Origin of the sequence: Kitasatospora sp. NPDC127035 (assembly GCF_042726075.1) — a bacterium.
Taxonomy (GTDB): Bacteria; Actinomycetota; Actinomycetes; order Streptomycetales; family Streptomycetaceae; genus Kitasatospora.
Genome location: NZ_JBHXDN010000019.1, coordinates 36,113 through 47,683 on the forward strand (window position 1 = coordinate 36,113; position 11,571 = coordinate 47,683).

11 protein-coding genes are annotated in these 11,571 nt (G+C 75.1%); 7 read left to right on the forward strand and 4 right to left on the reverse strand.

Going from position 1 to position 11,571, the window contains the following annotated elements:
* Positions 1–469: 469 nt before the first annotated feature.
* The gene (locus tag ACFWIC_RS15790) at positions 470–1,114 is read right to left on the reverse strand and encodes a response regulator transcription factor (protein ID WP_329884897.1); all 645 of its coding nucleotides are present in this window, start codon (positions 1,112–1,114) and stop codon (positions 470–472) included.
* Entirely contained in the window at positions 1,111–2,340 is a 1,230-nt protein-coding gene (locus ACFWIC_RS15795; protein ID WP_380519068.1) for a sensor histidine kinase, read from the reverse strand. Before ACFWIC_RS15795 ends, ACFWIC_RS15790 begins: the two co-directional genes overlap by 4 nt.
* Before the next feature lie 383 nt (positions 2,341–2,723).
* Between ACFWIC_RS15795 and ACFWIC_RS15800 the strand changes: the two genes are divergently transcribed.
* The 6 genes from ACFWIC_RS15800 (at position 2,724) to ACFWIC_RS15825 (ending at position 8,600) form a co-directional block, all read left to right on the forward strand.
* Positions 2,724–3,284, forward strand: coding sequence for a heme-binding protein (locus ACFWIC_RS15800; RefSeq protein WP_329884898.1), 561 nt, complete (start codon positions 2,724–2,726; stop codon positions 3,282–3,284).
* 293 nt (positions 3,285–3,577) lie between these two features.
* Entirely contained in the window at positions 3,578–3,994 is a 417-nt protein-coding gene (locus ACFWIC_RS15805; RefSeq protein ID WP_329885010.1) for a PPOX class F420-dependent oxidoreductase, read from the forward strand.
* A 43-nt stretch (positions 3,995–4,037) separates the two neighbouring features.
* The gene (locus ACFWIC_RS15810; protein ID WP_329884899.1) at positions 4,038–4,463 is read left to right on the forward strand and encodes a hypothetical protein; all 426 of its coding nucleotides are present in this window, start codon (positions 4,038–4,040) and stop codon (positions 4,461–4,463) included.
* A gap of 9 nt (positions 4,464–4,472) precedes the next feature.
* Positions 4,473–5,546 (forward strand): NAD(P)-dependent oxidoreductase, encoded by a 1,074-nt coding sequence (locus tag ACFWIC_RS15815; protein ID WP_380519071.1) that lies wholly within the window; start codon positions 4,473–4,475, stop codon positions 5,544–5,546.
* A gap of 370 nt (positions 5,547–5,916) precedes the next feature.
* A complete protein-coding gene (locus ACFWIC_RS15820; RefSeq protein WP_380518949.1) occupies positions 5,917–7,206 on the forward strand; it encodes an LPXTG cell wall anchor domain-containing protein in 1,290 nt (429 codons plus the stop codon).
* Between the two features lie 239 nt (positions 7,207–7,445).
* A complete protein-coding gene (locus ACFWIC_RS15825; protein ID WP_380519074.1) occupies positions 7,446–8,600 on the forward strand; it encodes a hypothetical protein in 1,155 nt (384 codons plus the stop codon).
* Here ACFWIC_RS15825 and ACFWIC_RS15830 read toward each other — a convergent pair.
* Complete coding sequence (locus tag ACFWIC_RS15830) at positions 8,564–9,304, reverse strand: aquaporin (protein WP_380518952.1); 741 nt, start codon at positions 9,302–9,304, stop codon at positions 8,564–8,566. The genes ACFWIC_RS15825 and ACFWIC_RS15830 overlap by 37 nt on opposite strands.
* Before the next feature lie 226 nt (positions 9,305–9,530).
* Between ACFWIC_RS15830 and ACFWIC_RS15835 the strand changes: the two genes are divergently transcribed.
* Complete coding sequence (locus ACFWIC_RS15835; RefSeq protein ID WP_329948337.1) at positions 9,531–10,328, forward strand: MerR family transcriptional regulator; 798 nt, start codon at positions 9,531–9,533, stop codon at positions 10,326–10,328.
* A 74-nt stretch (positions 10,329–10,402) separates the two neighbouring features.
* Here ACFWIC_RS15835 and ACFWIC_RS15840 read toward each other — a convergent pair whose 3' ends face one another.
* On the reverse strand, positions 10,403–11,470 hold the full coding sequence (locus tag ACFWIC_RS15840) for a helix-turn-helix domain-containing protein (protein ID WP_380518955.1): 1,068 nt from the start codon (positions 11,468–11,470) through the stop codon (positions 10,403–10,405).
* Positions 11,471–11,571 lie beyond the last annotated feature (101 nt).

An 11,571-nucleotide genomic window follows, 5' to 3' on the forward strand; every position in this document is an offset into this window, starting at 1 on the left:
TAATCTTTTTGGGTGGGGTTTTGGGGGGGGGGGTGGGGGGGGGGGTGTTGGCGGGGGTTAACGGGGGCGGGCGGGTGCGTTTCCCCCGCGCCCGGCCTCCGCGCCGCGTTCGCACGGCTCGATGCGCCGCTCCCCCCGACTCCCCGGACTCCCGCCGTCCCCCCTGGCTCCGCTCTCCGGCGAGAGCGCTCCGCACAGGCCCGGCAGGCCCCCTGTCTGCAGGGCGTCGTTGATCATTACGTTAACAAACCGCATGGTTGGTTTGTCAATAGTGAGATCCACGAAACATCCACATTCTGGGGTGTGGACCGGGGTCGAGGGAAGTCGCCGCCGGGAAAGGGCCGTTCGCGCAGGGAGGGGAGGAGGGGGCGGCGACAGGCGGCGGGAGCGCCGGCCGGAGGCCCGTGGACCCTCGTCGAAATCCGGCATTCCGCGTCGCCGCCGATACCGAACGGGGCCGTCCGAACGCTCAGCGCAGCAGCCGGCGCTCCTTGGCGACGGCCACCGCGCCCGCCCGGGTGTCGACACCCAACTTCTCGTAGATCCGGCCCAGATGGGTCTTCACGGTCGCCTCGCTGATGAACAGCGCGCGGGCGATCTCCCGGTTGCCGAGCCCCTGGGCGAGCTGGGCGAGGATCTCCAGCTCGCGCTCGGTCGGCTGTGGCGCCGGCGCCCGCATCTGCGCCATCACCCGGGAGGCGACCGGCGGGGAGAGCACCGTCCTGCCCTGCGCGGCCGAGTGCACCGCGGCGAACAGTTCCTCCGGCCGCTCGGCCTTCAACAGGTAGCCGGTGGCGCCGGCGCCGATCGCCCGCGTGATGTCGGCGTCCGTGTCGTACGTGGTGAGGACCAGGACGTGCGGCGCGCCAGGAGCGGCGGTGATCCGCCGGGTGGCCTCCACCCCGTCGATGCCGTCGCCGAGTTGGAGGTCCATCAGCACCACCTGCGGTGCGAGCCGCGCCGCCAGCTCGACCGCCTCCTCCCCGCTGCTCGCCTCGCCGACCACCTCGATGTCACCGGCGCTCGCCAGCAGGGCGAGCAACCCGGCCCGGACCACGGCGTGGTCGTCGCAGACCAGCAGCCGGACCGGGGACGGCACGGGGTCGGTGTTCATCGGGGCTCCGGGGCTTGTCGGCGCTGCTCGGCGGGGGGACGGGGGGCGAGCGGGACCGCGGCGGAGACCACGGTGCCCTCGCCGGGGGCACTCTCCACGGTCAGGGCGCCGCCGAGCTGACGCAGCCGGGCGCGCATCGCGGGCAGGCCGTGGCCGCGGCTGCCGGCGGGGGAGGAGGCGGGGGCGCTGCCGTCGGCGGAGGAGGTTCCGGGGGAGGCCGGGTCGAACCCGCGGCCGTTGTCGGCGACGTCCAGCACGGCCTGGTCGCCGAGGAAGGAGAGGGTGAGCGCGGCGGCCGACGCCCCGGCGTGCTCCCGGACGTTGGCCAGGGCCCCCTGGGCGATCCGCAGCAGCGCGGCCTGCGCGGCGGCCGGCAGCGGGGCGGGTGCGCCGTCCAGGTGGAAGCGGACCGGCAGCCCGCTCTCGGCGGACTCCCGTTCGGCGAGCGAGCGGAGCGCCTGGTCGAGCGTGCGGCCGTCGGCGAGCTCGGCGGGTGCGAGGTCGTGGACGAAGCGGCGGGCCTCCGCGAGGTTCCGGGCCGCCACGTCGGCGGCCGTACGGACGTGGGCGCGCGCGGTCGCCGGGTCGCCGTCCCAGGTGCGGTCGGCGGCCTGGAGCAGCATCTGCTGGCTGGAGAGCCCCTGGGCGAGGGTGTCGTGGATCTCCATCGCCAGCCGTTCACGCTCCGCCAGGGTGCCCTCCCGGCGCTCGGTTGCGGCGAGCTCGCGCCGGGTGCGGACTAGGTCGGCGATCAGCGCGCGCTGCCGCTCGGCCTGTCGCTCCATGTACAGGAAGACGGAGGTGGCCAGGGCCGCGACGGCGGGCGGCAGCAGGAGCAGGTTGGCGTCGACCCCGCCGGGCAGCCGCACCTCGCCGACCACCACCAGCAGGGTCAGTGCCGCGACCAGCGGGATCGCCGCCCGGGCCGGCAGGGTCCGCAGGGCCGTGTAGACCAGCGGGACGGCGCACCACGCGAAGCTCGGCGCGATCAGCACCAGTACCACCCAGATCGCGGTCACCAGGGTCAGCGGCCAGAGCCGGCGGCGGCGCCCCGGAGCGGGCGGGCGGTGGTGGGCCAGCCAGGAGACGACCGGCTGGGCGACGGCCAGGGTGATGCTCAGGCCGAGCACCCAGGGGATGCGCGGGTTGCCGGGGTGATGGGTGAGGAACCGGCTGAGCGAGGTGGCGAGCAGGAGCAGGAAGGCGGAGTCGAGCAGTACGGCCAGCCGGCCCGCGTCCGGGTCGGGGACGTGCGCGTCGGGGTGCGGGCGGGGGCCGTGACCGGTGGGCGCGTCGGAGGCGTCGCCGTCCGGGCCGGGGCCGTCCGGGCCGGGGCCTGCGAGGGGGCGGCCGACACGGTCCACGGGCCCCTCCTCACTCCGCCGCCTGTTCCGTCCGCCCGCCCCGGTCGCGGCGCGCGGGTACGGCGCCGAGCTGCGCCGATCCCTCGATGGTGACCCGTGCGGCCCGGTCGCGCATCAACCGATCGGCTGACGGGGCCGTCGTCCATCATGCCTGCGGGCGGTGTCCGGAACGCCGATGTGGCGCGGGGGGCCGGAACCGGAGGATCGATCCCGTCCCCACCACCGATCCGACGAGGAGCCCGACCATGAAGAAGACCTCCGCCCGCGCCAAGGTGCTGACCGGCACCGTCGCCGCCGCCGCGCTGGCCGCCGCCACCGTGGGCGCCGTCTCGGCCAGCGCCGATTCCTCCGAGACCCCGGCCGTCGCGGCCGCCGTCAAGGCCGACACCCAGAACAAGAACCTCACCCAGACCACCGGCCTGACCATCGAGGCCGCCACCAAGGCCGCCCAGGCCACCCTGGACGCCGCCGCCAAGGCCGGCCAGCGCGTCTCGGTCGCGGTGGTGGACCGGGACGGCATCACCCGGGTCCTGCTCAAGGGCGACGGTGCCGGCCCGCAGTCGCCGGAGTCCGCCGAGCGCAAGGCGTTCACGGCGGTCTCCTGGAACGCGCCCACCTCCGAGCTGGCCAAGCGGCTGGCGCAGGCGCCGAACCTCAAGGACATCCCGGGCACCCTGTTCCTGGCCGGCGGCGCCCCGGTGCAGGCCAAGGGCGCGCCCGTCGCGGGCATCGGCGTCGCGGGTGCGCCCAGCGGCGACCTCGACGAGCAGTTCGCGCAGGCGGGCGTCGCGGCGCTCGGCAAGTAGCGGGTGCCGCGACGCCCGCCGGATCGCGGGCGGCGCGGCCTCGGCAGGGAACGGGCGTCGAGGCCCTCGTCGGGCAGCCGGACGCCCGGCACGGGACGTGCGCGCCGGGGCGGGCCCCCGACCGCCCCGGCGCGCACCGCACGCACCTGCCCCGGCCGGGACCGTACGAGCCCCGCGCGGGTGGGTGCGGTTCGGCACGCTCCGGGGCACCACGGCGCACTCCGGCGCGAACAAGGTGGCCGGACATCCGCGCGCCGCGCCGTCCGAGCGGTCAGGATGGGGGCATGGCAGACATGACCGCGGCCGAATGGCGCGCCTTCCTCACCGCCGGCACCCGTACCGCCAAGATCGCCACCACCCGGGCCGACGGCCGCCCGCACGTGGCGCCGGTCTGGTTCCTGCTGGACGGTGACGAGATCGTCTTCAACACGGGTGCCGCCACCGTCAAGGGCCGTACGCTGGCCCGCGACGGCCGGGTGATGCTCTGCGTGGACGACGAGCGGCCGCCGTTCTCCTACGTCCTGGTCCAGGGCACGGCCCGGCTCGTCGACGACCTGCCCGAGGTGCGGGAGTGGGCCACCCGGATCGCCGCCCGGTACATGGGGGAGGACCTCGCCGAGCAGTACGGCGCCCGCAACGGCGTCCCCGGCGAGCTCCTCGTACGGGTGAAGATCGAGAAGGTCAGCGCAGAACACGGGGTTGCCCACTGAAAAGCCTGTGCCGCTGTCAGTGCCGCGTGGCAGGCTTCCCGCTATGACGGCGTGGACCCTCAACGACATCGAACGTGCGATCCGCTCCTCCTGGGGTGTCGACACCTGCGCGCCCGAGGACCTGGCCCACTGGCGTCCCGACAACCCCGCCCGCGGCCAGTGCGGGGCGACCGCCCTGGTGGTGCACGACCTGCTCGGCGGCGAACTGATGATGGGCGAGGTGTACGCCGGCGGCGTCCGGACGGACCTGCACTGGTGGAACCGGTCCGCCGCCGGCGTCGAGGTCGACCTCACCCGGTCGCGGTTCGGCCCGGACGAGCGGGTCGGCCCCGGCCGCCCGGTCGCCCGCCCGCAGCGCCCGGGCCGGCTCCAGGCCCAGTACCAGCTGCTGCGCGGCCGGGTCGTCGCACACCTTGAGGCCGGCCGGGCGGTCGCCGCCGGCCGGCTGCCGGAGCGGGCCTGCGCCTGAGCCGGCACCCTGGTCGGCACCCGAGCCGATTCCCGAACCGCTGCCCGGGCCGCCGCCCGGACGGGACCCGCGACGGGACCCGCGACGGACGGACCGGAACGGCGCGCCCGCCCGCCGGGCCGGTCGTCGCCTGCTGACGTACAGTCGGGCGCATCGTGGCCGGACGACCGGCCCACCGGGCGGCGGCAGGAGTGTGCGATGGGCGGGACGACGGTCGGCTTCGTCGGACTGGGCGCGATGGGCCGGGGCATGGCGGCGAACCTGCTGGGAGCCGGGTACACCGTCCGGGTCTGGAACCGCTCGCCCGGACCGGTGGCCGAGCTGGTCGCCCGGGGCGCGCAGGCGGCCGACGGGCCGGCGGACGTGTTCGCCGCCGGGGTGGTGGTCTCCATGCTCGCCGACGACACGGCCTTCGAACGGCTGCTGCTCGACCCGGAGCTGCTGGCCGGCGCCGCCGCCGGCGTGCACGTCAACATGGCCACGGTCTCGGTGGCGCTCGCCGAACGGGCCGAGGCCCTGCACACCGAGCACGGCATCGGCTACGTCGCCGCACCCGTGCTCGGCCGGCCACCGGCGGCCGCGGCCGGGACGCTCGACATCCTGACCGCCGGGAGCCCGGACGCGCTGGCGGCGGTCGAGCCGCTGCTGGCCGCGATGGGCCGGCGCACCTGGCACTTCGGCGACCGCCCGGTCCAGGCCAACGCCGCCAAGATCAGCACCAACTTCCTGCTGGCCTGCGCGATCGAGTCGCTGGCGGAGGCGTGCAGCCTGGCCGAGGCCAACGGGGTCCGCCCGACCGACCTGGTCGAGATGCTCACCGGCACCCTCTTCCCCGGACCGGCCTACACCGGCTACGGCTCGATGGTGGCCGAACGCCGTTACGAGCCGGCCGGGTTCAGGCTTCCGCTGGGCCTCAAGGACGTCGACCTCGCGCTCACCGCGGGCGCCGCGGCGCACGTCCCGCTGCCGTTCGGCAGCGTGCTGCGGGACGCCTTCCTGGACGCGCTCGCCCACGGGGACGGCGAGAAGGACTGGGCGGCCGTCGCCGCCGTCGCCCGCCGCCGGGCCGGCTTGCCGGCGTAGCGCCGGCCGGCGGACGCCGGGCACGGCCGGGTGCGAACCGGTGGCCGCCACCCGGAACCGGACGGAGGCCGCACGCGTTGGAGCCGTCGGGTTCAAGCCACGGAGGTGTACGACACGGTCCCCACGGGCGTGTTCCGGTCACTTCGTGAGCATCTGACGGAAGGGATCAAAAGCCCTGTCAGGGGGTCGAGTTGGGTCAATTGGGCAGATATCGGGCGGGGTTCGGGACAACACGGCACCCGCCTTTCCGAGTGGCTGGTTCCTTCGGTAGTCTCCGTCGGACTTCCAGCTTCGCGGGGGGAAGGCAGCTCGGACAGCAGCGTCCGCCCGCGCTCCCGGGTCCTGCCCGGACACTCTCGTGAGGTCTCCCGTGTCCATCTCCATACCGCGCAGTCTCGCCCTCGCCGGTGCCACCGCGCTGGCTGCCTCGATGGCCCTGACCGGTGCCCAGGGTGCCGTCGCCGCCGCCACGGGCTCGCCGTCGGCCGCCGCGCCGCAGGCCGCCAAGGCGGCTTCCCGCCAGCTCGACCTGTCGCTGGACGGGGTGCCGAGCACCTTCGTCGCGGGCGGCGAGTCCAAGCAGTTCAGCTTCACCATCGACAACGACACCAAGACGGACTTCGTCTTCTACCCGCTGCTCAAGTTCAAGAACGCCAAGGGCAACCTGCGCGCGGACCAGCTCAAGGTCGAGTACCAGCTGCCCGAGGGCCTGGACAAGACCAAGACGTGGCTGCCCGCCGCCCCCGCCCCGGGCGGCGGTGAGACCGACGACGACGGTGTGCTGTTCCTGCTCAGCAAGCTCGTCAACGGCAACCCGGACTACGAGAACTCGCTGCTCGCCGTCAAGAAGGGCAAGAGCCTCACCCTCACCGTCCGCGTCGCGGTGACCAAGGACGCGCCGCTCGGCACGGCCGGGGTCGTCCCCGTGGTCTTCTCCGCGGCGGCCGAGGGCAACACCCCCATCGGTGAGGGCGAGTTCAGCTGCGACGGCATCCACGGCGAGCGTTTCACCATCGTGCCCGGCGGCAAGCCGAGCCCGACCGCCACGCCGTCCACGACGAAGCCGACCACCCCCAGCACGAGCCCGACGGTGAAGCCGACCGGCAGCCCGTCGGCCACCACGACGCCGACGGGAACCCCCTCGCCGTCCGCCACGGTGACCCCGAGCACCACCCCGAGCACCACCCCGAGCGGGACGGCGACCCCGAGCACCACCGCGAGCCCGTCGGCCACGACGACCGCTTCCCCGTCCGCGACCGCGACGCCGTCCACGACGGCCACGCCGTCCGCGAGCACGACGCCTTCCGCGAGCACGACGCCGAGCGCGAGCACCTCGCCGAGCGCCCCCGTCACCACCGCGCCCGCCACGACGGCTCCGGCCACCACGGCTCCGGAGAGCCCCACCCCGGCGCCCAGCGGCTCCGGTACGCGGGAGCCGATCGACTTCCCGGTGAGCATCCCGAAGGTCTCGCCGCCGCCGATCACCCCGGCCGCCGTGGTCAAGGCGAACGCCAACGCGGACAACGCCGAGAAGGCGCTGGCCACCACCGGTGGCGGTGACAACACCACCGCCATCGCGATCGCGGGTGGCGCCGTCCTCGCGGCCGGTGTCGGCACCCTGGTGGTGCTCCGCCGCCGTCGCTCCGCCCAGCAGGGCTGAGCCGCACCGCCGACGCCCGTCGACGACGCGCACAGCTGACGCCCGTCGCTGACGCACATCGCTGACGCGTACCGCCCGTGCTCCCGCACCCCGGGGGCACGGGCGGTTTCGTCAGGTCACCTAGGATGGCGGGCCGAGGGGGCGGAACGGCGGACGAGGTGGGTGTGCGGGAACGGGGTTCGGGGCGTCCGGGACGGGCCGGCACGGACTACGGGGCGGCCACCGGCCGGATCGCCGGGTTGCCGGTCCGCCGGCACCACGTCCTGCTGGCCGCCTGGACGGTGCTCTGGTTCCTGCTGGTCGAACCGAGCGGCGGCTTCTCCTGGCACTACCTCCGGCAGGGCGAGGAACTGCTCTTCAGCGACCGGCCCGACGGTGGTCTCTCGCTCTACGCACACCACCCCGAGCTCCAGATCGGCCCGGTCAGCCTGGCCGTGGCACGGCTCTTCGGCCCGTTCCCCGCACACACCGGCGCGGTCCTGGCCGAGGCGGTGATGTCCGGGCTGGGCCTGGCGATGCTGGTCCTGGTCGGCCGCACCGCGGCCCGGCACTACCTGGGCACCGGTACCAACCACCGCCGGCTCCAGCAGCGGCTGCTGATCGCCGGGCTCGCGTTCATCCCGATGTGGGTCGAGGTGTCCGTCCGCTTCGCGCACCTGGACGACGTGCTGGCGCTCTTCTTCACCACCCTCGCGGTGCACGAGCTGAGCCGGGGACGGGCCTGGCTGGTCGGCGTCTTCCTGGCGCTGGCGGTCGACTCCAAGCCGTGGGCGCTGGCGTTCGCGCCGCTGATCCTCGCCCTGCCCCGGCCGGCCTGGCTGCGGACGGCGCTCTGGTTCGCCGGGCTGGTGGCCGTCGCCTGGCTGCCGTTCTACCTGGGCGACCTCGACACCATGGCGGCCGCCAAGTTCACCATCCCCAACCAGCCCGCCTCCGCCCTGCGATGGTTCGGGGTGACCGACCCGGCCACCCCGTGGTGGGACCGGCCGGCCCAGTTCGCGCTCGGCCTCACGCTGGGCTGCCTGGCGGTCCGGCGGGGCCGCTGGCCGGCCGTCGTCCTGCTCGGGGCGGACGCCCGGATCCTGCTCGACCCGAGCGTCTACACGTACTACACCGCGTCGATCCTGCTCGGCACCCTGCTCTGGGACACGGTCGGCCAGCAGCGCCTGGTGCCGTGGTGGAGCTGGATCGCGCTGGCCTCGCTGTACGGGGGCACGCTGCTGCTCCCGTCCGACGCGGCACGCGGCCTGGCCAGGCTGGCCTTCGTGGTGGTGTCCGCCGGGTACGTGCTGTTCTGGCCCGACCGGCGACGGCGCGGGTCGCGCGGGCGGCCCGGGCGTAGGGGACCACGGTCCGTTCAGCCGCAACCCGAACGCGAACCGGTGACGGCCTGACCGTCCGCCGCCCGGTGCACCCTGCCGGTCGACAGGGCCGCGAGCGCGAGCCCGGCCGCGGCACCCGCGGTCTGCGCGAGGACAAAGCCCGGGACGGACCCCGGGGCGATGCCGGTCCAGCCGTCGGTGAACGCCCGGCCGAGCGTGACGGCAGGGTTGGCGAAGCCGCCCGAGGAGGTCGCCCAGCAGGCGGCCCCGACCCAGAGCCCGACTGCCGTCGACACCGGTCGCCGACGGCCGCCGCCCGCCGACACGGTCACCACCAGCAGCAACGTTCCGGCGGCCACCGCCTCGCCGAGCAGGAGCGCCCCGCCCCCGCGCGGCACCGCGGACAGTTCGAACAGCGGGTGCCCGAACATCGCGTCGGCCAGGCCCGTCCCCGCGAGCGCGCCGGCGGTCTGCACCGCGGCGTACGCGGTCGCCTCGCGCAGCGGCAGACCGGTGGGTGTCCGTCGCCCGGTCCACCAGCACCCGGCCGTCACCAGTGGATTGAGGTGACCGCCGGAGACCGGCCCGAACAGGTCGACCAGCACCGCCAGGGCGGCGGCCGAGGCCCCCACGTTCGCGAGGAACCGCACCCCGGCGTCCGCGGTCAGCGCGTCGGCCCGGAAGCCGGAGCCGACCACGACGGCGGCCAGCACCGCGGTGCCGACCGCCTCCGCGGCCAGCCGGCGGCGCAGGGGCGGAGCGGGAGGGGTGGTCATGCGCCCATGCTGGCCGCCGCCCGCAGGGCCCGGCAATTGGCGGCTCCGTCCAATCCGGACCGGCCACCGGACCGCCCGCTCGGAGACTCGTCCACGTGGGCCGCGCGTGCCGGGCGTCCACGTGGGCCGCGCGCGCGGGGCGTGCGCGCGTCGCACCGGTGAAACTGGACTTGACCCTCACGCAACGGGAGGAAAGAGAGTGGGGCAGCACGAAGGGAGAACCCGGATGAACGGCGGCGAAGGGCCCGACCGTACGGGGTACGCGGTCGGCGCGGTGGCGAAGTTCGCCAAGGTGACCGTCCGCACCCTGCACCACTACGACGAGATCGGCCTGCTGTCCCCCCGGGGCCGCACCCGGGCCGGCTACCGCCGGTACGACGAGGCCGACCTCGACCGGCTGCAGCGGATCCTGTTCTACCGCGAACTCGGGTTCCCCCTGGAGGAGATCGCGGCCGTCCTGGACGACGGCTCGGTGAGCCCGAGCGAGCACCTGCGGCGCCGGCACCGACTGCTGACCGACCGCATCGCCCGCCTCCAGGAACTGGCCGCGGCCGTCGAACACGCCATGGAGGCAGAGAAGATGGGCATTCAGCTGACCCCGGAGGAGAAGTTCGAGGTCTTCGGCGACTCCTACCGCGAGGAGTGGGAGACCGAGGCCGAGCAGCGCTGGGGCTCCGGTGACGCCTGGGCGGAGTCCCGGCGCCGCACCGGCGGCTACGGCAAGGCCGACTGGGAACGGATCAAGGCCGAGGGGGACGCGCTCAACGCCCGTCTGGCCGAGGCCTTCACCGCCGGTGAACCGGCCGGCGGCGGCCCGGCGGCGGACCTCGCCGAGGCGCACCGGCAGCAGATCACCGACAACTTCTACGCGTGCGGCTACGAGATGCACCGCTGCCTCGCCGAGATGTACGTTGCCGACCCGCGCTTCACCGCCGTCTACGACGGGCTCGCCCCCGGCCTCGCGCAGTGGCTGCACGACGCCATCCTCGCCAACGCGGCCCTCCGCACCGGGACGCAGGCGTGACCCGATGACCGGGCCCCGGCCGTCCTCCGCCACGGGACGCCCGCCGGGGCCCCGGACCCCCCGGGCCCCCGGGCTCAGGCGCCGCCGTGGCCGAAGGCGCGGCGGTAGGCGGTGGGCGAGGTGCGCATCACCCGGCCGAAGTGGTGCCGGTAGGTGGCGGCACTCTCGAAGCCGACGGCGACGGCGATCTCCTCGACGGTCCCGGCGGGTGCTTCGAGGAGGGGCAGGCTGGCCGCGACGCGCTGGCTGATCACCCAGCGCATCGGGCTGGTGCCGTTGCGGGCGGTGAAGTGCCGCAGGTAGGAGCGGTCGGACATCCCGGCGGCCCGGGCCAGCAGGGTGACGGTCAGCGGCGAGGCGAGGTGGTCCAGCGCCCACTGCATGGAGCGGCCGATCCCGTCGTCCCCCTCCTCGACCGGCCGGACCGCGGCCTCGACGAACTGCGCCTGGCCGCCGTCCCGGTGCGGCGGCACGACGAAGCGGCGGGCCACGCTGTTGGCCACCCGGGCGCCGTGGTCGCGGCGGACCAGGTGCAGGCAGAGGTCGATCCCGGCGGCGCTGCCGGCGCTGGTCAGGACGGAGCCGCTGTCCACGTACAGCACGTCGGGGTTGACCCGGACCGCCGGGTGGCGCTGCTGGAGCAGTTCCGCGTACCGCCAGTGGGTGGTGGCCTCGCGGCCGTCCAGCAGGCCGGCGGCGGCGAGTGCGAAGGCTCCGGAGCAGATGGAGACGATCCGGGCGCCGCGTTCGTGCGCGGTGCGCAGCGCGGCGACGAGGCCGGGGGAGACCCCGCCGGCCTGGCGGCCGGGAGGCGCGCCCACGCCGCCGAAGGCGTTCGGCACGCCGGGCACCACCACCGTGTCGGCGGCGGCGAGTTCGTCCAGGCCGTGTTCGGCGGTGAGGGAGAAGCCGCCGACGGAGCGGAGCGGGGTCCCGGGGCGGTCGGCGCAGACCTTGAGCCCGTACCAGGGGGCGGCGAGCAGCCCGCTCAGCTCCGGCCTGGCGAGCCCGAACACCTCGACCACGACGCCGAGTTCGAACGGTGTCATGCCGTCGAAGGCGTACACGGCGACGTCGTGGACCGGCTCCGGGCGCCGTCCGATGGTGACGGCCACCGGCCCGGTGGTCTGCTGGTCGGCCATGGGGTCCCCTCGGGCGGGCGGCGCGGCTGGCGGGATGTCGGGGAGTGTAGCCGTTTCGGCCGGATCCGATTTCCCGGAACCGGGCAGCAACCCCGGGCGCC